The organism is Acinetobacter sp. XH1741 (assembly GCF_041021895.1).
GTDB lineage: Bacteria > Pseudomonadota > Gammaproteobacteria > Pseudomonadales > Moraxellaceae > Acinetobacter.
Map to the genome: position 1 here is coordinate 414,234 of NZ_CP157428.1, position 23,764 is coordinate 437,997.

General features: G+C 38.8%; 20 protein-coding genes. 12 read left to right on the top strand and 8 right to left on the bottom strand.

What is annotated here, in order from left to right:
• The first annotated feature begins 4 nt into the window (after positions 1-4).
• A complete protein-coding gene (gene phoR, locus ABLB96_RS02090; RefSeq protein WP_348896563.1) occupies positions 5-1,363 on the top strand; it encodes a phosphate regulon sensor histidine kinase PhoR in 1,359 nt (452 codons plus the stop codon).
• A gap of 69 nt (positions 1,364-1,432) precedes the next feature.
• Here phoR and ABLB96_RS02095 read toward each other — a convergent pair whose 3' ends face one another.
• The 4 genes from ABLB96_RS02095 to pncB all read right to left on the bottom strand — a co-directional run bounded on the left by ABLB96_RS02095 (position 1,433) and on the right by pncB (position 5,940).
• A complete protein-coding gene (locus ABLB96_RS02095; protein ID WP_348896564.1) occupies positions 1,433-2,629 on the bottom strand; it encodes an alpha/beta fold hydrolase in 1,197 nt (398 codons plus the stop codon).
• Positions 2,630-2,878: 249 nt separating this feature from the next.
• A complete protein-coding gene (asd, locus tag ABLB96_RS02100; protein ID WP_348896565.1) occupies positions 2,879-3,730 on the bottom strand; it encodes an archaetidylserine decarboxylase in 852 nt (283 codons plus the stop codon).
• Positions 3,727-4,575: a rhodanese-like domain-containing protein gene (locus tag ABLB96_RS02105; RefSeq protein WP_348896577.1), complete on the bottom strand. Its 849-nt coding sequence runs from the start codon at positions 4,573-4,575 to the stop codon at positions 3,727-3,729. The genes asd and ABLB96_RS02105 overlap by 4 nt, the downstream gene beginning before the upstream one ends.
• Before the next feature lie 150 nt (positions 4,576-4,725).
• Positions 4,726-5,940, bottom strand: a complete 1,215-nt coding sequence (gene pncB, locus ABLB96_RS02110) for a nicotinate phosphoribosyltransferase (RefSeq protein WP_348896566.1) — start codon at positions 5,938-5,940, stop codon at positions 4,726-4,728.
• 168 nt (positions 5,941-6,108) lie between these two features.
• On the opposite strand from pncB, the gene dtd reads away from it, so the two are divergent.
• Positions 6,109-6,552 carry a D-aminoacyl-tRNA deacylase gene (dtd, locus tag ABLB96_RS02115; protein WP_348896567.1) on the top strand — a complete coding sequence of 148 codons (444 nt, stop codon included), beginning with the start codon at positions 6,109-6,111 and terminating at the stop codon, positions 6,550-6,552.
• A 44-nt stretch (positions 6,553-6,596) separates the two neighbouring features.
• Here dtd and ABLB96_RS02120 read toward each other — a convergent pair whose 3' ends face one another.
• The 3 genes from ABLB96_RS02120 to serB all read right to left on the bottom strand — a co-directional run bounded on the left by ABLB96_RS02120 (position 6,597) and on the right by serB (position 9,298).
• Entirely contained in the window at positions 6,597-7,076 is a 480-nt protein-coding gene (locus ABLB96_RS02120; RefSeq protein WP_309456046.1) for an SCP-2 sterol transfer family protein, read from the bottom strand.
• A 253-nt stretch (positions 7,077-7,329) separates the two neighbouring features.
• On the bottom strand, positions 7,330-7,665 hold the full coding sequence (gene aciT / locus ABLB96_RS02125) for a ciprofloxacin tolerance protein AciT (RefSeq protein ID WP_004704819.1): 336 nt from the start codon (positions 7,663-7,665) through the stop codon (positions 7,330-7,332).
• Between the two features lie 409 nt (positions 7,666-8,074).
• Positions 8,075-9,298 carry a phosphoserine phosphatase SerB gene (gene serB, locus ABLB96_RS02130; protein ID WP_348896568.1) on the bottom strand — a complete coding sequence of 408 codons (1,224 nt, stop codon included), beginning with the start codon at positions 9,296-9,298 and terminating at the stop codon, positions 8,075-8,077.
• 59 nt (positions 9,299-9,357) lie between these two features.
• Between serB and ABLB96_RS02135 the strand changes: the two genes are divergently transcribed.
• The 10 genes from ABLB96_RS02135 (at position 9,358) to ABLB96_RS02180 (ending at position 22,657) form a co-directional block, all read left to right on the top strand.
• Positions 9,358-10,665 carry a hypothetical protein gene (locus tag ABLB96_RS02135; protein ID WP_348896569.1) on the top strand — a complete coding sequence of 436 codons (1,308 nt, stop codon included), beginning with the start codon at positions 9,358-9,360 and terminating at the stop codon, positions 10,663-10,665.
• 238 nt (positions 10,666-10,903) lie between these two features.
• Positions 10,904-12,025: a bifunctional 3,4-dihydroxy-2-butanone-4-phosphate synthase/GTP cyclohydrolase II gene (gene ribBA / locus ABLB96_RS02140; RefSeq protein ID WP_016139809.1), complete on the top strand. Its 1,122-nt coding sequence runs from the start codon at positions 10,904-10,906 to the stop codon at positions 12,023-12,025.
• A gap of 11 nt (positions 12,026-12,036) precedes the next feature.
• A complete protein-coding gene (gene ribE, locus ABLB96_RS02145; protein ID WP_001007829.1) occupies positions 12,037-12,507 on the top strand; it encodes a 6,7-dimethyl-8-ribityllumazine synthase in 471 nt (156 codons plus the stop codon).
• A 3-nt stretch (positions 12,508-12,510) separates the two neighbouring features.
• A complete protein-coding gene (gene nusB, locus ABLB96_RS02150) occupies positions 12,511-12,960 on the top strand; it encodes a transcription antitermination factor NusB (RefSeq protein ID WP_348896570.1) in 450 nt (149 codons plus the stop codon).
• A 15-nt stretch (positions 12,961-12,975) separates the two neighbouring features.
• A complete protein-coding gene (thiL, locus tag ABLB96_RS02155; RefSeq protein ID WP_348896571.1) occupies positions 12,976-13,893 on the top strand; it encodes a thiamine-phosphate kinase in 918 nt (305 codons plus the stop codon).
• Positions 13,871-14,404: a phosphatidylglycerophosphatase A gene (locus ABLB96_RS02160; protein WP_199966536.1), complete on the top strand. Its 534-nt coding sequence runs from the start codon at positions 13,871-13,873 to the stop codon at positions 14,402-14,404. Before thiL ends, ABLB96_RS02160 begins: the two co-directional genes overlap by 23 nt.
• A gap of 8 nt (positions 14,405-14,412) precedes the next feature.
• Positions 14,413-15,777, top strand: a complete 1,365-nt coding sequence (gene glmU / locus ABLB96_RS02165) for a bifunctional UDP-N-acetylglucosamine diphosphorylase/glucosamine-1-phosphate N-acetyltransferase GlmU (protein WP_348896572.1) — start codon at positions 14,413-14,415, stop codon at positions 15,775-15,777.
• Positions 15,778-15,789: 12 nt separating this feature from the next.
• On the top strand, positions 15,790-17,628 hold the full coding sequence (gene glmS, locus ABLB96_RS02170) for a glutamine--fructose-6-phosphate transaminase (isomerizing) (protein ID WP_348896573.1): 1,839 nt from the start codon (positions 15,790-15,792) through the stop codon (positions 17,626-17,628).
• A gap of 629 nt (positions 17,629-18,257) precedes the next feature.
• The gene (locus ABLB96_RS02175; protein WP_348896574.1) at positions 18,258-21,203 is read left to right on the top strand and encodes an ATP-binding protein; all 2,946 of its coding nucleotides are present in this window, start codon (positions 18,258-18,260) and stop codon (positions 21,201-21,203) included.
• Positions 21,204-21,205: 2 nt separating this feature from the next.
• Positions 21,206-22,657, top strand: coding sequence for a response regulator receiver domain (locus ABLB96_RS02180; RefSeq protein ID WP_369029812.1), 1,452 nt, complete (start codon positions 21,206-21,208; stop codon positions 22,655-22,657).
• On the opposite strand, the gene ABLB96_RS02185 is transcribed toward ABLB96_RS02180, so the two are convergent.
• Positions 22,564-23,654 (bottom strand): IS4-like element ISAba1 family transposase gene (locus ABLB96_RS02185; protein WP_085947913.1). Its coding sequence is split into 2 segments (ribosomal slippage): positions 22,564-23,114 and positions 23,114-23,654, totalling 1,092 coding nucleotides; the frame shifts between segments, so codons are not numbered across the junction. The genes ABLB96_RS02180 and ABLB96_RS02185 overlap by 94 nt on opposite strands.
• Positions 23,655-23,764: the final 110 nt, after the last annotated feature.

Here is a 23,764-nt window from a genome sequence, read left to right on the forward strand (position 1 = left end):
ATTTATGTATGAACCCTACCCCGTCCCTGAACAGGTACGTGAACAAAAGCTTTCCCGTTACAGTAGTTTATGGACGTTTGCTAAACAGGATTTACGACTTTTATTATTTTTCCTGATTATTGCAGGTTTAGTCGGTTTAGGGGTTGGGTATTTCTGGAGCTGTATTTTTATCGCCTTCGTGGTGTTTTTTGCACTCCAGTTGCGTTCTTTATATTTGGTCAATGATTGGATTGCCAACAATCCTTACGATGTTCCTCCCAACCTAAGTGGAATTTGGGGGGCATTATTATTTAATGTGTATCGTGCTCAGCGTCAGGAACGTATTGTTCAAGCTGAAATGGTGGGGCTGATTGACCGCGCTCAATCGTCTTTAGTTGCACTTGCTGAAGCAGTCATTCTCATTGATGATCAGCATCAAATTGAATGGTGGAACCCAGCCGCAGAGCGATTATTGGGTATTAGCCCGCTCGATCGTGGTCGAAATTTATTAACGATTTTACGCCAGCCTAGTTTTATTGAATATTTTAATAATATTGATCAGGCACCGGATGGTATCAAGCTACACTCGAATTTTGATGAAGACCGATATGTACAGGTCAAACTCACACGGTTCGGTGGAGAAAGCCGTTTACTCGTAGCATATGACGTGACGCGTATGCACAACCTTGAACAAATGCGTAAAGACTTTGTCGATAATATTTCGCATGAACTTCGTACCCCGTTAACTGTACTAAGTGGTTATATCGAAACATTTACCGATCAAGAAGATATTAGTCCACGTTGGAAACGCGCATTTGACCAAATGCAATCGCAAACCAAGCGTATGAATGCGTTGGTTAATGATTTACTGCTGTTATCAAATTTAGAAAATAATAAGAAAATTGCGAAAAATCAGATTATTGAAATGCCGAGCCTCATGAATCAACTCTTTGATGATGCTCAGGCCTACAATGCCGATTATGGTCACACGCTCAATTTACATATTGATAGTCACTGTGACTTAATTGGTTCTGACATGGAAATTGCCAGCGCGTTTAGTAATTTAATTACCAATGCCATTAAGTACACACCAAAAGGCGGAACCATTACCATTGGTTGGCACGACGATGGTGATCATGCTTACTTCAGCGTGCAAGATACAGGCATTGGAATTAACCCAAAACATTTGCCACGTCTAACCGAACGTTTTTACCGTGTAGACAGTGACCGTAGTCGTCAAACAGGTGGTACAGGTTTAGGTCTTGCGATTGTAAAACACGTACTCATGCAACACGGCGCGTATTTAGACGTGCAATCTAAAGAAAATGAAGGTTCAACTTTTACCGCAGTTTTTCCAAAAGAAAGACTATACAACATGACTTAAAGTTAGCCCCTTTCATAGATAAAAGCCGACTCATAAAAAGTCGGCTTTTTTGTGATATTCACATTCTGTTTATTTAGAAGTCGAGCAATACGACTTGATCTGATTTTTCTCTATAACGTTTAAGAAGTTGGTAGCGAAAGTATTACTTTGACGTAATGCATCCCGATGATCTCCACCATCAATCGTTTGATAAATGGTTGGTTTTTTTAATTTACATAACTGTTGGTAATAAGCATATGTGCCTCTCGGATCAACTAAATGGTCTTTAGAACCCTGCACGATCATTAAAGGAACAGTCGGCACCATATTCTCAATCGACTGTTTTTTAAGATAAGTCAAAAGAGGCTTTAAATCTGCATCGGAGCGAAATACTCTCGCAGGTGATTGTTTTAAGTCTGACTGAAGCTCAGATAAACAGCGGCTTCGTGCTTGAGTCAGCACAGTGTTCATTTCAGGGCTGACTAAATTTTCAGGAACAATCCTTGGTTCTGCTGCTTGCGCACCCAATAAAACAATCGGGAAAAACGCAGCCACACTTGGGTCAGGACTTGGATTGCTCAGTACATATTCTGCAATGCCTTCATATTGATAGCCGCCGGGAGCAAGAGCAATCGCCCCTTTTAAATCCAGTTCGGGTGCATCTTTTTGTCCATAGGCTGCCACGGCAATAGCAGCAGCTCCGCCTTGGCTATGCCCCATCACAAACCATTGTTTACTAAAATCTTTTGGCTTAAGCAGATGTAATGCCCGCACGGCATCTACGACTGTATGCAGTTGGCTATTGGCATTCATATAAGGATGTGCACCCGGTGTACCCAGTCCCTGATAATCAGGTGCGACTACGGCATAGCCTCGTGCAAGCCAAGAATCTAAAGCCTTTGAAGCAACTTCTTGATAGGAATGAACTGGACCACCTACATAGTCACCCGAAGGTGCACAGGTGTCGGCAACTCCGGTCGTACCATGTGCCCAAGCCAGGATCGGCCAGCCATTTTTTGGCGGTGTTCCTTTTGGCAATAAAATGAAAGCCGATGTGACGATCGGTTCACCATTCACACCTCGACTACGGTAATTTACCAACAAGCGCTGATCTGCATGAGGAAATAAACTCGTCACGTCTTGCTGTTCTATAGACAGTATTGAACCCGGTTTTTCACTCACAATTTGCTTATTTACATCTGTAATTGGAGTAGCCATAGCAGAACCTGATACTAAACAAACGCTGCTAAATAAAATTTTTAGAAAAGAATTACTTTTTTTACTCAAGGGATTACTCCTCTACTTTCTAATCATCATTTCAAATTGAATTTATAAAAAATATGCCCCTATTGCATACAAAGAACCGAGCAAGAGGCAAATGAAAGAACTCACATACCAAAATAGATCACTATTCCCACTAAATCTAGCCTTTAACCATGGAAATGCCAAACCACGCAAAATAAATATCATGGCAACTAGAAAAATATAAATAAAAAAAAGAGAGCAAATGCTCTCTTTTTAAATCTGATTTATAAGTTAAATCGTATGGCCCATACGCTCGCCCATGACGACAACTGACTCGGCTTTAAAGCGTTTTTCCCATTCGATTTTATCTTTTTCAAATAAAATAATTGCGGTAGAACCTAAATAAAAACGGCCAAGCTCAGCACCTTTCTCAAGCTTCAATTGATGATGCTGTAATTCGATACGACCTGAAGGTTTTACTTTGCCTGTTGCCACAGTTTCAATACCAGCAACAATCATAGCACCCACTAACACAACAGCCATACGGCCAAGTTCAGTATCAAACAAGCAAACCATACGCTCATTACGGGCAAATAAACCCGGTACATTTTCAGCAGTCACCTGATTTACTGAAAATAACTCACCCGGTACATATAAAGTTTCAGTTAATGTTCCTGAAAATGGCATATGAACACGGTGATAATCACGTGGAGAAAGATAAACTGTTGCAAACTCCCCTTCTTGGAAAGGTTGAGCAAGTTGTGGGTCACCAATTAATTTTTCTACAGAGAAGCTTTGGCCTTTTGCCTGAAAAACTTCGCCAGCAGTAATTTTACCAATTTGAGAAATTGCGCCATCTGCTGGAGACACGATGCTATCGGCATTTTCATCAACCAAACGCACGCCATCTTTCAATGCACGAGTAAAGAAGTCATTGAAAGACTTATATTTTAAAGCATTGTTTTGCTCAGCAATCGATAAATCAATGCCGTATTTGGTTTTAAATGCATGAATAACCGCAGTTTTTAATACTGGATTTTCACTTGCAGCAACTTTACCCACCACACGGCTTAACTGATGCTGAGGAACAAGATTTTGTGCCTTAATAAATAATTCTTTTTTTAAGCGAGATGTAAAACTCAAGACGGCGTTTCTCCAGTAATGATAGGACTATCGAGGCGATTGCCCCATTCACTCCACGCACCATCATAAGCTTTTGCTTCCCAACCCAAAAGTCTAGCCAAAATATAGGCCAAACCAGAACGGTGATGTGACTGGCAGTATACGACTACAGGTTGTTTTAAATCGAACCCAAGTTGTTCAAGACGCTGCCGTGTGCGTTCAAGCGGATGCAATTTTAGATGATTTTGACGATTAAGTGCAGTACTCCATTCAAAATGGAGTGCATTTGGAATGTGACCACCGCGTCGAGCCGCTAAACGAACACCACTATATTCATCAATCGTCCTACAATCCCACAGTTGAATATTTTCCTGTTCAACCTGTTTGCGTAGCTCCTCATAGTTCACTCGGAACTGAGCAGCATGAGACAAATCAATTTTTATTAAATCATCAACTTGAGGTAGTTTTTCAACCTCAGCCGTAGTTGGTAAACCAGCACCTAACCATGCATGAATACCACCATTAATTAAACTGGTACGGGTAAATCCTAAGCAATGTAAGTTCCAGATTAATCGCCCAGCCCATGCACCACCTTCATCATCATAGACCACCACATGGTGATTTGGCGAAATATTCAATTTTTCAATCAGCGCTTGTAAACCTGCTTCATCGGGCAAAATACCAGTGGCTTCTTCATGTTGAGCCACCAACCATTTAGGCTGTAAGTGAATTGCATGAGGAATATGAAGTTGCTCATAAACCGATGCACGGCTCAAATCTACAACACGAATATATTCATTGCCTAAATAAGGCACCAACTCTTCTGCTTCTATTAATAAATCGAGTTTAAAATCTGGGGATGTCATCGTCATGGTTACTTTTTATACCAGCTTAATTTCATATTAGCATAAGCTTATATCTATCAAACTCTGATTTTCTGCTACCGTTTAGCAAAAAATCAGATATAAACATTCTCAAGCCTTAAGTGCTTGGTTAGATGTCGAACTGCATTGTAATTAAACAGCTTTCTCAAGCTCTTCAATTTCAAAAACCTGACGTAAATAAGCCAAGAACGTATCGTTATCCGTCATGGTTTTTCCTGGGCTATCCGAGATTTTCGCAACCGACTGACCATTACACTCAACCAGTTTCAACACAATATTCAGCGGTGTTTGACCCATGTCATTGGTCAAATTGGTTCCAATACCAAAGCTGACCTGAAAACGGTCTTTGAAATATTGATGCAATTCCCACGCTTTTGGTAAATTGAGACCATCACTAAAGGTGAGCATTTTGGTTTTGGTATCAATTTTTAATTTACGATAGTGCGCGTAGGCTTTATCGCCCCATTCATACGGGTCACCACTGTCATGGCGCAAACCATCGAATAGTTTTGCAAAGTACAAATCAAAATCTCTTAGAAATGCATCCATCCCAACAACGTCAGTCAAAGCGATTCCTAAGTCACCACGATACTCTTGAACCCAAGTTTCTAAAGCAGCTTTTTGAAAGTCACGTAAGCGAACATCAAGAGCCTGAAACGCTTGTAGGAATTCATGCGCCATGGTTCCAATTGGCGTAATATTTAATTCTTTAGCAAGCAACACATTACTTGTTCCACGGAACACATGCGGGACAGTTTTATGGAAGGCTGCAACTACATGTTTTTGCCATTCAAAGCTATAACGACGGCGTGTACCAAAATCAGAAACTAAAAATGGTGGGTCATTCGGCTGTTGAGATTTTTCATATTGCTGAATCAGTTCGAGTTTTGCCTGTAAACGTCGTTCGCCTTCAGCCCAGACTTCATCGGTTCTAATACGGCTAAAATAGAGCTCGTTTACAATGGCGAGAACAAAAATCTCAAACATCATGGCCTGAACCATCGGCCCTTCAATATGAATATCTAATCGGCCTTCGGCATCAATACTGGCCTGAATAAAACGACGTTTGAGTTGGAATAATTCTAAATAATCGACAAAGTCGCTTTTAATAAATCGTAATTTTCTTAAATATTGTAGCTCGTCTTCTTTATATTTGAGATTACATAGATGGTCGAGTTGCTCGTTTAAATCATCCAAAATATCCACTAATGGATAAACCGTATCTTCTAAGTTTCTGCAACGAAAATGATAGACACTATGTGTTTGCGGGAATTTATGCAAAACCACTTGTAGCATCGTAAATTTGTACAAGTCTGTATCTAGTAAAGAATGGATAATTGGAGACATAGTCAATGATTATTCGCTTGCTTCTTAGCATTAAAGCATATTTTTATGGATGAATTGCGAGGTTTTATACCATTGTTGCAGTTGCATGAAATTTCCTTTTAAAAATCATTTAAATTAATTTCTGCTAAACTGCATCAATTCAAACAATTGCAGAAACTCTCTCTAACAATGCGCGCTTTAATACAACGAGTTCTTGAAGCTAAAGTGGTGGTAGACGGTGAAACAACCGGTGAAATCCAGCATGGCTTATTGGTTTTTTTAGGAATTGGCCGAGACGATACTTTAGCTATGGGTCAAAAGCTTATCGATAAAATTTTAAAATATCGTATTTTTGATGATGAGCAAGGCAAAATGGGCTGGAATGTCTCTCAGGCAAACGGTGGTGTTCTGCTTGTTTCTCAGTTCACCCTCATGGCACAAACACAAAAAGGTTTACGTCCAGACTTCGGCCCAGCCATGCCCCCTAGCGACGCAAAAGCACTCTATGAACAACTGGTTGAATATACCCGTTCACAGTTTGAAAATGTTCAAACAGGCATTTTTGCTGCTGATATGAAAGTACACCTCATTAATGATGGGCCAGTAACGTTCAATCTAGAAGTCGAAGCATAGACATAAAAAAACTCCCAAAATGGGAGTTTTTTTATGTCTGGATATTAACGACCAGTTTTTTCTTTAATAAAAGCACGCGCCTGACGTACTTTGTCTTTTACTGGTTTTGGTAATCTTGGTGGAATGAGTTTAGCTGCTTGGTTAAACCAAACAAGCAAGCTGAAATCGCCTTCCATTTTAATGCTACCGTCTTGCATACCTGTCATAAATGCAGTTGGATCGCCTTTAAGTAAAGTTTTTACACCTTGCTCACTATCTGCAAACTGCAAAATAAAGTCAGCTTTTTCAGGTGAGCCAGCAACTGTATCGATGTGGCCATGATTAATAATAATTTGGCGAGCAACACCTAAGTCAGTACCAATTTGAATACGGAATGCACGGTCATGAACTAACTCAATAAACTTAGGACTTGTACGTGCCAACTGTTTCATACGCAGTGCCAAACCTGCTACCAATAAATCTAACGGGTCTGTACTGACATCAACAAGTGGTAACTTAACTACAGGTATAGAAGAAAGTTTCATGAACATTCACGCCTATTGTATTTTTATGAAAATCTGGGGGCAAAACTCAGCAAGGACTCACCATTGCCTGTTTTGTGCATCGACTGATGATATTCTAATTGGCAACGCAATCTATATATGAAACGTCAACAGACCAGTCTATCGTAGCATAACTGGCTATTTTTTAATAAATGCTTTGTATAATAAAAATCATGTTTTCGTAAATAAAAAAGGCATGCTGTGCATACCTTTTTACCGTTAGATAACAATGTAATTATCGGCTAGAACATTGCTGCTGATCATCTTCATATACCGGCGTATGTTCTATATATTGGCGATTTGCCAAAGCCTTCTGTGCCTGTTTATCCTCACGTAATAAAACAAATGTAACCATTACCATCGCTAGACTTAGTGCAGTTAAATAACTATATGTGACTGGCATTTCAAAAGTGACTTGAACTCCAAAGCGGACCACTTCCAATAGCCCCCAAAAAAACATCCCTGCAAGCATAAAACCAAGCCAACGACGGTAAGGAGAAAAGAAAACAGCAACAAGCGCGACAGCAATTAAGCTGAATCCGGCGATAGCGGCAAAATTCGCTGTTACCATAGAAACCTCCGTCTTAATGAAAACGTCTAAAAACATTCGGTCTTAACTTCAGACCTCATTCCAAAAACAACTTTAATTCATGATTTGTGTTGAAGCTTAGAAAGCATTATGGATGTTTTTTTTTAGAAAAAAAGACCTGTTATTCGACAATGCGACATACTTTGTCGCAACATTCTTTTGTCATTACATTTTTATAAAAATTAAAAAGTTCTACGTCCTATATAGCATCAATTCTGGCGTGTCATTACAAAAAAATATGCTGTTTTTTTACCTAAAAATAAGTTTTTTTCAGTTTTTTTTATTGCCTTTTTTCTGTGCACAATTTTGTCATAACTTGCTTGTTTTTATGACTATTCTGGACAAAAAAAGCGCTACTCTTGAGCAGCGCTTAATGATTCTTGATTATTAGTTAAGCTCGGCTTAAATCTTTGTCATGCATTCCGAGTAAATACAGCACACCATCCAAACCAACGCTTGAAATGGCTTGATTCGCATTTTGGCGAACGAGTGGTTTAGCACGATATGCAACACCTAAGCCCGCAATCGCAAGCATTGGCAAGTCATTTGCGCCATCGCCTACAGCCATTGCCTGCTCTAGCGAGATACCGAGTTTGTTAGCAAGTTCGCGTAATAATTCAGCTTTACGTGCGCCATCAACAATGACGCCTTTCACTTCACCAGTCACAATGCCATCTTGTACATCTAAAACGTTGGCATGAACTTCGTCTATACCCAATTTAGCTTGTAAATATTCAGCAAAATACTGAAAACCACCAGATAAAATTGCGGTTTTATATCCAAGCGCTTTTAAAGTCGAAATAAGGCGTTCGGCACCTTCAGTAATCGTTAAACGCTCAGCAATTTTTGGTAAAACCGATGCATCTAAACCTTTAAGTAAAGCAACACGCGCACGGAAACTTTGCTGGAAATCAAGCTCACCTTGCATGGCTCTTTCAGTAATTTCAGCAACTTGCTCGCCTACCCCAGCTTCGCGTGCCAATTCATCAATAACTTCTTGTTCAATTAAAGTTGAATCCATATCGAAACATACCAAACGGCGGTTGCGTCGATAAGCGTTATCTTCCTGAACAGCAACATCAATATTTAATTCGCTTGAAAGACGTAAACAAGCAGCACGCATTGCTTGTGCATCTAAAGTTGGGCCACTGCTTAAACCAAACTGTACACAGGCACGACGAGGTAATGTGCTATCTTTTTCAAGGTCTACACGGCCTGATAAACGGGTGACCGTTTCGATGTTAAAGCCTTGGCTAGACACAATTTGTGTAACCGCTTGTAAATGCGCAGCAGTGAGTTCAGGTGCCAAAGCCGTGACGATATAACGAGTTCGTCCGCCTTCACTCACCCATTGATCGTATTCTGCGCCCGAGATTGGTTTAAAGCGCACTGTTAAGCCAATATCATGTGCTAAAATCAAAATCTCTTTCATTGCCAACGCGGTTGCAGTCTCATTATCTGAGCCCACCACGATGCCCAATGTCAGTTGATTATGAATAACGGCCTGACCTACATCCAGTATTTGCAATGAATGTACGGATAGTACTTGCATTAATCGGGTAAACTGGTTTGGTTGGTCCGGTCCTAAAAAGGATATAAGAATGATTTCTCGCATGAATTGACTCTAGTCTGAGTGACAACTATTGTAAGAATCATAATCGAATTTCAATATAATTGCCTTGGAAGTTTAACTTGATTGCGCCTAGACAAGGGCTATTTGCTAGCCTACTGATCATTAGTTTTGCATTGCATACCTTTTTATTGGTGATTGCAACGACACACCAGCTCAATGAAAACCGTGCGAGTCAAGGTCAGCTCATGACCAGCCAACTCGTAGCAGACAGCTTATCTGAGCTTGAACCTGCCAATACGGTATCTTTGGCGCTTATTGCCAATCGCTATGCGACCAATCCAAGTGTGGCATCTATCCGTATTCTTGATGCTAATAAACAAGTTTTGGCAACAAGCGGTATGTCAAAAACTCGCGAAGGTGAAATTTTTGTTCGTGATGCTCTTCAAAATGAGAAGAAAGTCGGTTCTATTGAAATTACGCTTATTCAACCAAGTATCGGGGAAATTCTTCGCACTCAATGGCTTGCCATTTTAGCGTCATTGTTCCTGCATGTTTTATTATGGCTTGCTTACCGCGCAATCGCTCGCCCAACCCGTAGCGAATACTTGGCTCGTATTAACGAAGAAAACCGCTTGAAACATGAGATTCAAGAGTTAACTCAAGCCCTAGCACTTGAGAAGCAAAATACGGTGACCTTGGTTGCACAAGCTCAGCAACAAGCCAAAGCGAAACCGCTTGTTCGTTCGCAACCAGAAAAAAACGCAGAGTCTTCTGACCAAGATACTTTGGCACTGAACATTCAGTTTTATGACCCTAAACAATTATTAAGCAGTGTTAACCAGTCTGTATCGGTACCGTACTTTAAACTTTGCCAGCTCTTCTTAAATAAAAGTATTGAACTATGCACAAAGCATCATCATTTAAAGACTACCGATGTTGAGGTAGTTGATGAGTTTAATGCGGAAGGCGCAACACTTGCCATTTCAACATCACATCCGCACGCTGTAGAGTGCTTGCTCATGGTAGGTACGGTTTTCCAATTGCTTTCAGACGTTTTATATAAACGTTACCGTGAAGATAAACGTTTTGCCCTGCAAACTCGTAGCGCTGTGTGTAATGCTGTAGAAGCTATGCAAATAGATGCCAAAGAGGCAGCTCAGCGTTTAGCACAACATCTTCATGCTAAAGAGTCTGCACTTTATCTTGATAATGAACAGCTTAAAGCAATTCAAGACAGCTATCAGCTTGTTGCTATGCCAAACCCAAGTAATATCATGACTCGTCATGCATTTATGATTAATGGGATGAATGCTGAATGTGCAGAGCTTGCGCAAAATATTCGAACTGAAATTCTCATGGGTAAAAAATCAATTCCACAAAATGATAGCCCAAGTAGTGCAGCATCTTAAAAGTCACTAAGCGCATTGAAACCTAGCCTTTTGGCTAGGTTTTTTTATTTAAATTCATGGTATTTATGATAAATAATTTTATTTTCTTATGATTTATTCAGATAAATAAATCCAGATCTATTCTATCTGGTTGTAAATTTGGATAAATCAGAATCATAGGCAAAATTCTATAAACAGCGTAAACTATGCGAAATTTATTCAATAGAAATTGTCTTACGACAAAAAAAGGTGAAAGCGAATGCCGCTGAGTCGTGTTGAAGATCTTGTCGCCGATATTCGTGCAGGCAAAATGGTTATCTTGATGGATGACGAAGATCGCGAAAATGAAGGTGATCTTGTCATCGCAGCAACGCATGTTCGTCCTGAAGATATTAACTTCATGATTACCCATGCACGTGGTCTAGTGTGTCTAACGTTAAGCCGTGAACGCTGTAAACAGTTAAACCTCCCACTCATGGTTGACCAGAACGGTGCCCAGCACAGCACTAACTTTACGTTATCTATTGAAGCGGCTGAAGGGATCACCACTGGTATTTCAGCAGCAGAGCGTGCACATACAATTCAAGCTGCTGTCGCAGCACATGCTAAACCAAGCGATATCGTACAACCGGGACATATTTTCCCACTCATGGCACAACCAGGTGGCGTATTGCACCGTGCAGGTCATACTGAGGCGGGTTGTGATTTAACACGTTTAGCAGGTCTTGAACCAGCTTCTGTCATTTGTGAAATCATCAATGAAGATGGCACAATGGCACGTCGTGCAGATTTAGAAATTTTTGCTGAGAAGCATGGCTTAAAAATTGGTACAATTGCCGACTTAATTCACTACCGTATGACGAATGAGCAAACTGTAGAACGTTTGGATCAAAAAACGATTCAAACAGAATACGGTTCATTTGAGCTCTATCGCTATCGTGAGATTGGTAACCCTGACATTCATTTGGCTTTAGTGAAAGGCGAGCCAAAAGAAGGTGTTACAACGGTACGTGTACATGGTTTTAGCCCAATTCGTGATTTGCTTAAGCTTAATAAGGCGGATGGCGAACCTGCTTGGAATCTTGACCGTGCACTACAGACAATTGCAGCAAGTGACCGCGGCGTTTTAGTCTGGATCGGACAAGATCATTTGCAAGACTTGGGACCAGCGTTGGATGATTTAAATAAGCCAAAACCGGTGAAATCCAATGCAGCACTTTCACACCAATATCAAACGATTGGTGTAGGTGCGCAAATTTTGCGTGATTTAGGTGTTGAAAAAATGAAGCTTCTTAGCTCACCATTGCGTTTCAATGCTTTATCTGGCTTTAATTTAGAAGTAGTGGAATATATCACTGCTGATCAAATCACAACGAAATAATCGAGGTTGCTATGGCAATTCGCCGTATTGAAGGTTTATTACATCTCGCAAGCGAAGGTCGTTATGCGATTTTAGTGGGTCGTTTCAACAGCTTTGTTGTTGAACACTTATTGGAAGGCGCGATCGACACATTAAAACGTCACGGCGTAAATGAAGACAACATTACTGTTATTCATGCTCCTGGCGCATGGGAACTCCCGATCGTTGCTAAAAAATTAGCTACATCAAACCAGTTTGATGCCATCATTGCTCTTGGTGCAGTGATTCGTGGCAGCACACCTCACTTTGACTTTGTTGCTGGTGAATGTGCAAAAGGTTTAGGTGTAGTTGCGTTAGAAAGCAGCTTGCCTGTTATCAATGGTGTATTAACTACTGACAGCATCGAGCAAGCAATCGAACGCTCAGGTACAAAAGCAGGAAACAAAGGTAGCGAAGCTGCTTTAACTGCAATTGAAATGGTTAATTTATTAAAGGCAATTTAAAGCATGTCTCAAACACTGCAAGCCGCTTACGCAGCAAAACGCAAAGCACGTCGTTTTGCTGTACAAGGTATTTACGAGTGGCAAATGAGTCACAACCCTGTACATGAAATTGAAGCACGTACACGTGCCGAAAATGCAATGCACAAGGTAGACTTAGGCTATTATCACGAACTACTGACTCAAGTTATCGCTGGGCATGAAGAGCTTGATGCGTTACTTATTCCGGTACTTGACCGTGAAATTGACGCGCTTGATGGCGTCGAGCTCGCGACTTTACGCTTGGGTGCTTATGAGTTACGTGATCATTTAGAAATCCCATACCGTGTGGTACTTGATGAAGCAATCGAACTCGCTAAGCATTTTGGCGGAGCAGACAGTCATAAATACATCAATGGTGTATTAGACCGCCTCAGTTCGACACTGCGTAGCGCAGAAAAACAACAAGCAGACTAATAGGCTTGGTGTTCTATGGCTGAGTTCTCAATTATTGACCGATACTTTAATCGACAGTCAAATCCTGATGTCGCGCTTGGTATTGGTGATGACTCAGCCTTAATTACTCCCCCTCCAAATCAACAACTGGTGATCTGTGCAGATACACTTGTTGCTGGACGTCACTTCCCTCTTGAAACCTCGCCTCATGCGATTGGCTGGAAAAGTGTTGCCGTAAATCTCTCAGATATTGCTGCAATGGGTGCCAAACCGCATAGTATTTTACTTGCGCTTAGCCTGCCTCAAGTTGACCATGCATGGCTTGCAGAGTTTAGTCAGGGAATATATGACTGTTGCAATCAATTTGGCGTCGCCTTAATTGGTGGAGATACGACCCAAGGTCCACATCTCACCATTACCGTTACCGCGATGGGCTGGATAGAAACCGGACAAGCCGTATTACGTTCAGGCGCTAAAGTGGGTGATTATGTGTGTGTCAGTGGCCAAGTTGGCGATGCAGCCTACGGTCTTCAACACTTAGGGCATCCGCTGCAACAAAGACTCGACTATCCAACACCTCGCTGTAAACTCGGACAAGAGCTTAAAGGGCTCGCCTCTAGCATGATTGATGTTTCAGATGGCTTAGCTCAAGACTTAGGACATATTTTAAAAGCATCCAAGGTTGGAGCACGTCTCATTTTGGAAAAACTGCCTGTTGACCCTGTATTGCAACAATTAAACGAACAACAACGTTGGCAATATGCCCTTGCAGGTGGAGACGATTACGAATTATGTTTTACAATAACACCGCAAAATTATGAAAAACTTTTGCAAAAACAACTGGACGTTAAGATTACAATGATTGGACAGATCGTTGAACAAACAAAACTAACTTTTGAGCATTTGGGTTCAGATTGCCCGTTGCAAATTCATGGATACCAACACTTTGCATAAACCGCCGATTCATTTTAAGAACATGTCTTGGTTCAACCGCTGCATCGTTTTCTGTGGGGTTGGTTTTGGATCTGGTCTCGCACCTAAAGCACCCGGAACTTTTGGCTCCGCTTTTGCCTTACTTTTCATCCCTATCTGGGTATCTCTCGGTTTTACGTTAAGTACAATTGCTATTCTCATCATGTCCTTGGTGGGAATTTATATTTGTGACCAAACCGCAAAAATCATTGATGTTCATGATGATGGACGAATTGTTTGGGATGAATTTGCAGGACAATCAATTACTCTGCTGCCTTTAATATATTTTAATATTATGTCGTTACAATGGGCGCTAATTGGTTTTTGCTTATTCCGCCTGTTTGATGTTTGGAAACCTTGGCCAATCCGTGTTGCCGACCAGAAAGTTGCTGGTGGCTTCGGAATTATGCTGGACGACATCATTGCAGGGCTTTGGGCGGCACTATGTATTATCATATTTATTACTTTTTGGGGCGTAACGCCATTTAAGTAGGTTTACTCATGTCAACTACCGTCATTATCCTAGCTGCAGGCAAAGGAACGCGAATGCGTTCACAACTACCTAAAGTACTACAACCTTTAGCCGGTCGACCGCTACTAGGACATGTTATTAAGACAGCAAAACAACTATTAGCAAAAAATATCATTACCATTTATGGACACGGCGGCGATCACGTAAAACAGACGTTTGCACAAGAAAATATTGAATGGGTTGAACAAGCAGAACAATTAGGTACAGGTCATGCTGTACAAATGACTTTACCGGTGCTTCCTAAAGACGGTATTTCATTAATTCTATACGGTGATGTACCTTTAGTACGTCAAGCAACGCTTGAGCAACTTGTTGAAGTATCTAGTAAAACCGGTATTGGTATGATTACTTTACACGTCGATAACCCAACAGGTTATGGCCGTATTGTTCGCCAAGAAGGAAAAATTCAAGCGATTGTTGAACATAAAGATGCAACAGATGCTCAGCGCCAAATTCAAGAAATCAACACAGGTATTTACTGTGTAAGCAATGCAAAACTTCATGAATGGTTGCCTAAGCTTTCTAATGAAAATGCGCAAGGCGAATACTATTTAACGGACATCGTTGCGATGGCGGTAGCAGATGGCTTAGAAATCGCCTCTATTCAGCCAGAACTTGCTTTTGAAGTTGAAGGGGTGAATGACCGCTTACAACTTGCAGCACTTGAACGTGAATTCCAACAACAGCAAGCAAAAGAACTTATGCAACAAGGCGTAACTTTTGCCGACCCTGCCCGTTTTGACTTACGTGGTTCTGTAAAAGTTGGACACGATGTTCGTATTGATGTGAATGTCATTATTGAAGGTGACTGCGAAATCGGTGACTTTGTAGAAATCGGTGCGGGTTGTATTTTGAAAAATACAAAAATTGCAGCGGGAACTAAAATCCAAGCGTATAGCGTTTTTGATGGTGCAGTTGTTGGTGAGAACACCCAGATTGGCCCATTTGCACGCTTACGCCCAGGCGCTAAATTGGCGAACGAAGTCCACATTGGTAACTTCGTTGAAGTCAAAAACACAACTATCGGTCTTGGCAGTAAAGCCAACCATTTCACCTACTTAGGTGATGCCGAGATCGGTGCGGACTCAAATATTGGGGCAGGTACAATTACCTGCAATTATGATGGTGCAAATAAACACAAAACCACTATTGGCGATGCAGTCTTTATCGGTTCTAATAGCTCGCTGGTTGCGCCTGTGACTATTGGAAATGGAGCAACAGTCGGTGCGGGTTCTGTGATTACGAAAGATGTGGCTGAACAAAGTCTCTCCTTTGAACGTGCTCAACAAATTTCTAAAGCAAATTATCAACGTCCCCAAAAGCGTGAAAAATAAGAGGATTGAATTATGTGTGGTATCGTCGGAGGCGTTGCAGAGCGTTGTGTAACCGAGATTTTAATCGAAGGTTTAAAACGTCTTGAATATCGCGGTTATGATTCAGCGGGCGTTGCTTTACTGAATAATCAACAAGTTTTACGTGAGCGCCGTGTAGGTAAGGTGATTAACCTTGCCGATGCAGTTGCTGACCAGCAGCTTACTGGGGTAGTTGGTATTGCTCATACACGTTGGGCAACACATGGTAAACCAACTGAAAATAATGCTCACCCGCACATGTCGGGCAAAGTGGCAGTCGTTCACAACGGTATTATCGAAAACTATCAAGAGCTTAAAGATGACCTTCAAGCTTTAGGATATGTATTTACCTCTCAAACAGATACAGAAGTTGTTGCTCACTTAGTTGCTGAAGCACTAAAAAGCACTGACAGCTTACTTGAAGCAGTAGAATCTGTTGTTCCTCAGCTTAAAGGTGCATACGCACTGGGTATTATCCATAGCGATTACCCAGATGAGTTAATCACTGTACGTGAAGGTTCACCACTCGTGATTGGTGTAGGTATTGGTGAGAACTTTATTAGTTCAGACCAACTTGCGCTTTTACCTGTGACTAACCGTTTTATGTATTTAGAAGAAGGTGATATTGCTCGCCTGACTCGTACTTCAATTGAAGTATTTGCAAACGGTCAACTTGTTGAACGTCCAGTGAAAGAGCTTGATGCAACAGTAAGTAATGCTTCAAAAGGTGAATTTAAGCACTACATGCTCAAAGAAATTTATGAGCAACCAGAAGCAATCAAACAAACGATTTCTCAAGCACTTGACGGCAACAGCTTACGCGCAGATTTCTTGCAAGATGCCAATGCAGATTTCAGCAAAATTCAAAGCGTACAAATCATTGCGTGTGGTACAAGTTACCACTCAGGTATGATCGCGAAATATTGGTTTGAACAACTCATTGGCGTGCCATGCCAAGTGGAAATCGCGAGTGAATTCCGCTATCGCACACCTGTAATTGTTGAAAACACGCTCTATGTTTGTATTTCTCAATCAGGTGAAACAGCCGATACTTTAGCTGCATTACGTGAAACGCAAAAACGTGCCAAAGCAAACAAGCTCAGCATTCAGACTTTAACCATCTGTAACGTTGCAACGTCTTCAATGGTACGTGAAACTGATCACCACTTATTGACCCTTGCTGGGCCTGAAATTGGTGTTGCATCAACTAAAGCGTTCACGACTCAGCTTGCTGCGCTCATGCTACTCGTTCTCAAAATTGGACAAGTAAAACAGCGTATTAGCAATGCAATGATTGAAGAGCTTGCTCGTGAATTATGGCACAGCCCGAAAGTTATTCTTGATACGCTTAAAAATGATGATGAAATTTTACGTTTATCAGAATTGTTCGTTGAAAAACAACACTGTTTATTCTTAGGCCGTGGTACACACTATCCAATCGCATTGGAAGGTGCATTAAAGCTTAAAGAAATTTCATATATTCACGCAGAAGGTTATGCGGCTGGTGAGTTAAAACATGGGCCATTGGCACTTGTTGATAACGAAATGCCAATCGTTATTCTTGCTCCAAATGATGAAATGCTTGATAAGCTTAAGTCGAATATGGAAGAAGTTCAGGCGCGTGGTGGTGAGTTATTCGTTTTCGCTGATGAAAATAGCGGCGTAGTCGAAAAAGATCGTCAACACGTTGTACAAATTCCGGCAGTAAACGAATGGCTTGCTCCAATCATTTATAGCGTACCAGTTCAGTTGTTGTCTTATCACGTTGCTGTATTACGTGGTACAGACGTTGACCAGCCACGTAACTTGGCGAAGTCAGTAACTGTAGAGTAATTCAAAAAGATCATTATTACGGCATCACCTGCTTTAATAATTGATTGATTAAGCCCGATATGTAACGCATATCGGGCTTTTTTATTGCTTGATTCAAAGGATTGATAAAAAATTGGAAAGCAATCCTAGATAGGTAGCCGAAGTCAGTTTCTAGTTTAATAATTAAAATATTGTGATATTAGAGGTTGATTCTTCTGATAATAAGAAACCACTTCCACTCGTGTTTTATTGCTTAAAAAATAGAAAATATATGATTATGAATTAAAAGGATGGATGGGATGTTTAACTAATATCACTCTAAATTATATTACTAATTAATCCACCACAGTGAAAAAGTTAAAGAATTTTAGTTCAAGCAAAAAAAGATATTTATGATATTAATGTTCAAATCTATTTTGGTAAAAGCAACCTCAAAAACTCTTTTCAGTCTCTTGACCTAATATTATAAATGGCAGGAAAAATTGAAAAATACGGCCTCATTACATCTGATTTTAAAATTATATAAATTTTTCAGCGTATCTTTTCTTATTTTAAAAGACATCTAACAAACATTAAGTTATTATCATATAACAAGAAAAAGTATCCATATTAGATACGTACCTCATAATTCTGATTATTTAAGGTTTAATATGTCTGTAAAATCTTTTAACTTTAGAGCTAGAGCTCGTACTATTGAGCACTTAGGTAAAGGACAAATTGCAGACTGCCCCACGGCTGTTAGTGAGCTTTGGAAAAATGCTTATGATGCTTATGCAAGAGATGTTGCATTATTTACTGTAGATGCCGATTATCCTTGCGGTGCATTAATCGATAATGGTTGTGGTATGTCACCAGAGCAAATTATTGATAACTGGCTAATTGTTGGTACTGAATCCAAAAGTAAGAAAAAAGCTCTAAGTGAAAAAGATCGTTTTGGTATCTCAATACGTCAAACACAAGGCGAAAAAGGAATTGGTCGGCTCTCCGCAGCATTTTTAGCAAACGTCACTTTCCTTGTAACCAAAAAGTTAAATGGCTCTTTTACATCTCTTCTTGTGGATTGGCGGTTATTTGAAAATCCATATCTTTCATTTGAAGATATCAGTATTCCCTTCTTGGAGTTCGATACGATTAATGAAATCACAATTGCATTTGATTTACTAAAAGAAGAACTCATCAAAAATGTTGAATTTGAAGATAAAGGCTCAATAAAGCAAAGAGCATGGGATCGTTTTTCTGATGATGAACTAGAAGAAAGTAATTCCCGTGATATTGTTACAACACAGGATCAAATTCTCTATTTTTGTCGACATTCTGTCTTAGATGAAAGAGCAATTACTCCTTGGAAAGAAATACTAAATAAAGTTTCTGAAAAAGATGGTGGACAACACGGAACAGCTTTATTTTTACTTGATTTAAGAAGAGATTTAACATTATTAACTAATCAAGAAAACTTAGGTACTCAAAACCACGAATTCATTGCAACTCAACGTGACTTAGTTGATACATTAAGAGCTTTTACAAACCCATATGTTGAAAAAGATCAAAATTTCTCTTACGAAATTTTTACGATTAAAAAAAATAATTCCTCAAAGCCAATATTAACTGAGCAAGAGGTTTTTGGGCTTTCAGAATTTTCATCGCTTGAACATATAGTAATTGGAGAATTTGATGAAAAAGGCTGGTTTAAAGGCAATGTAAAAGCTTTTGGTCAAGATAAAGGGGAAATATCAATTGCTCCAAATATCAGTATTAATCCTAAATCTGGTATTGGTAGTTTTAAATTTCAACTTGGTTCTTTCGAATTTAACCAAAATATAAGTTCACTTGATAAGAATCAAATCGATGTATTAGATGAACAAGGAGATAAATATGGTGGACTTCTAATCTTTAGAGATAATTTACGTGTACTCCCTTATGGTCGTCTAGATAATGATTTTTTTGAAATTGAAGCCCGTCGTACTAAACATGCAGGTACATACTATTTTTCTAATCGCCGAACGTTTGGTTATATTGGCATTACGCATCAGAATAACAAAGAGCTTAAAGATAAATCTGGTCGAGAAGGTTTTATTAGAAACTCCGCGGCAATCCAATTAAAAATATTAGTTTCAGACCTTTTAATTGCGTTAGCAAATCGATATTTTGGTTCTAAGTCTGAACAACGCCAAGAGTTACTTCTAGAAAAGCAAAATAAAGAGCTTAGAAAAGATGCACAAACACAAGCTAGAAAAGCTTCTCAAAAAAGCTTCAAAGATGCTTTAAAAAGCCAAACACCAAAATTAGATGATTCTTTATCAATAGCCAAAGATCTAAAAGATAGTATCGAAAATGTAGATAAACTTAGTGCCGATGAACTACAAAAAGTTGATCAGCAAGTCTCAAAACTTGAAGTGATCCGGACTGAAATTAAAACGCCTACCAAACCACCCAAGCTAGGAATTCATGAAGAAAAGTATAGGGAATATCGTGATAAATATAACGAATTCTCAGCTTATGTTATTCAGTTAAAAACTGTTGTTAATAAGATGGAGTCAGAATTAAATAAATTAGCTCCTCAACAGACAGCCAAGAAATTATTTGATAAAAACCAAGCTATTCTAAATTCTAAATTAAATAAATATCTTTCAGTCATTGAAGCTAAGATTGATGTACTTCATTCGACTTGGAAAAAAGATATTAGTGAAGATAGAAGCTCATACTACAGTCAAGCAATAAGTATTGTTGAAAGTGTTGAAGACTCCTCTCATTTAGAAAATGCCCTAAACAATCTAGATATTATCTATCTACAGTTAGTAGAGGCCTATACATTTAAATATGATGCAATTTTAAAAACATTAGAAAAAATATCTGACGGCATTAACTTAGATTCAGCATTTTCAATAGCAGAAGAAGAACGATCAGATATTGAAGAAAAAATGCGAACAATCAATGCGGTCGCACAACTTGGAATTAGTGTAGAAATTTTATCTCATGAGCTTGAAGAAATAGATTCATTGGTCACTCGTGGATTAAATTCATTGCCAAGTGATGTAAAAGAACATCCTGGTTTCAAATTAGCGTACGACTCTCATAAAGCACTCACAAGCCAAATTCGCTTCCTTTCCCCATTAAAAATTTCTGGCTATCAAGCCCGCCAGACAATTACTGGTAAAAATATCGAAGCCCATATTGAGCAGTTCTATCGTGATCGTTTTGAAAGACAACGTATTAATTTTGAAGTAACTGAAGCCTTTAGATCTTTAAAAATTAGTGACCTTCCTTCACGCATCTACCCAGTATTCATTAATTTGATTAACAATGCGATGTATTGGGTTGCATTAGTTGAGGACAGAAAAATTAAAATTGATTTAATTGATGATCTCGTTGTGATTGCAAACTCAGGGCCAAAAGTTGATGAAGATGATGTTCAAAGACTGTTTGATCTTTTCTACACAAAACGAGCGAATGGACGTGGTGTAGGACTTTACTTATGTCGTGAGAACTTAGCTGTAGCGCATCACAAAATTTGGTATGCCGAACAACATAATGACGACCCTTTCATATTCGAAGAGGGCGCTAACTTTATTATTAAATTTAATGGATTGGAGAAATAATTGTGACTGTTGCACTAAATTACGCGAGTTTAGTTACTCAAACATTTTGTGATAATGCTATACGCAGTGTAATGATGATAGATGATGAATTTTTATCATATCCCGCTTTAATTGAGGGATTAAAGAGTAAACAAGTTTTAGCTACTAAATTAGTAGAAAATTCCTCAAGAGCCGCTGAGTTAGAAAAATTTTTTCAATCAAAAAATATTCTTTGTGATATCGACAACTCAGCTGAACATGCACAATGGGATAAAATTCGGAAGTCTGATCTTATAATTATCGATTATCACCTCGAAAATGATAGTCCTAAAAAGACCTTAGAAATTCTAAATGATTTACAAACCTCTCAGCATATGAACTTAGCGGTGGTCTACACAAATGAACCATTAGAAACGGTTTGGAAACAGATCGCTTCATCTCTCGTGAAAAAACATAAAACATCAGATGTTCTATTAGAACTGGACATAGATGAATTAGATGAGATTTGGGAAAAAATAATATTAGATGATACTTATAACCTTTCAAACGATGAAATTTCTGAGTATTTGAATACCAAGCTTCCCCCTAAACGTATCTCGAATACAATTGATGCCGATGAAGAACTATTCTCTATTTCCTCTATAATTAAAGCAAAATACGATAATCCAAATGATGATTTCCAGCTTATAGATAACCTTTCTACCTTAATTTGTAATTATCAACTTGAACAAATATCAGATGAATTTGGTATTAATCCTACAATCGAATCTAGCAAATTTATATCCAATAAAAATGGAAATAAATGGATTAAAATCAACAATATTTTTATTTGCCTAGTGAATAAAGTTGATAGAAGTACTAGTATTGACACTCCACCACAGAAAATTTGGGACACACTAAACGAATCACTTATTGAATGGAAGCCTACATACTATCAATTAATGCAGTCCGAAATTCAAAACTTTATTGAGTCAAATGCATTCGCTTTTAGTTCTAAACATGATAATGAAATTCTTTCGCAAGCTGCTTGGCTAAATGAAATTTTAAAATCCACTGAATTATCTCAATTTAACATCATTCAATCTCTTTTTAAAAATTTATCTGAAGATCTATTTTTTAAATTTAAAAAGAGCTCTAGCTTAAATAGATATATAGATAATATTTTTTTAGTATATAAAGAAAAATTTACTAATTACCCAAGTTCTAACCAACAGAAAAGCCTTGAATTTTGTGCAAAAGAAATGAATATCGCAATAGGACAAGATACATATCAAGATATGTATCATGCTCTGAATATGCATGCATCTTCAAAGAATTATGAAGAAAAGCATATTTCTACAGGAACCGTTTTTTTAGATAAAACCTCTGTACACGACAAATTTCACAGAACCCTTATCCTATCAGGATTCTGCCTTCTTAAAATTGCCAAAATTTCCTTAAACTCTTCTTTTTTCCCAAAACCAATTAAACGCTGAATCGCCATTTGAACATAGTCTAAACCATAGCGAAATAAACTCATTGAGAGTCGTCCATGCTTCTTTATTTTTATCGCTTTTTTTTGATCATGTTGCCATTCACCCGTTAAGTAACACCAACAGAAGCTTATAGCTAACACCGCAATCAATTTTTTCACTCGTCTAGGGTCTGTCAAGCGCGTATTTTCAAGATTAAACCCGCGTCCTTTGAGACAACTGAATAAGGTTTCAATTTCCCAGCGTAATGCATAATCCTGAATAGCATTGGCATTAAACTGAGGAGAAACGACGAGTAAAAGCTCTCCATTTTCTAACTGTAGTGCACTTATATATAGTTTCACCCGACCAACCAAAATCCGTCGTTTACGACATTCAATTTGACCAACTTTAAGATGGCGAAATAAATCACTAATTTTATGATTCTTTCCTAAATGATTGGTGACAATGAAGTTTTTTTAACACGAATGCAGAAGTTGATGTCTTGTTCAATTAACCATGTAAACCACTGCTCACCGATAAACTCTCTGTCTGCGAACACATTCACAATACGGTCTTTACCAAAAATGGCTATAAAGCGTTGAATCAAAGCAATGCGCTCTTTCGTATCTGAATTTCCACGTTTATTAAGCAATGTCCAAAGGATAGGTATCGCTATTCCACGATAAACGATTGCGAGCATCAGGATATTAATATTTCGTTTTCCCCATTTCCAATTGGTTCTATCTAAAGTCAGTTGCACTTGGTCGAATGAAAACATATTGAAAATCAACTGAGAAATTTGACGATAATCAAAATACTGACCTGCAAAGAAGCGCTGCATACGTCGATAAAATGATTGTGGTAAGCACTTGATGGGCAAGGCTTTAGATGCAGAAGAAAGATTACATGTTTGCTTTAAAATAATCACAAGCATGATGAGCGCAAAGCACTTTAAATGTGACTTGTTCCATTTTAGAGATTTGTTTAAGATAAGATATAACTCATTGAGATGTGTCATAGTATTCGTCGTTAGAAAACAATTATTATGACATTATTTCAATGAGTTATCTATTTTTGTCGTGTACAGAGAGATAAAACTTATAATAAATGGTATTTATGTGTTTCTGC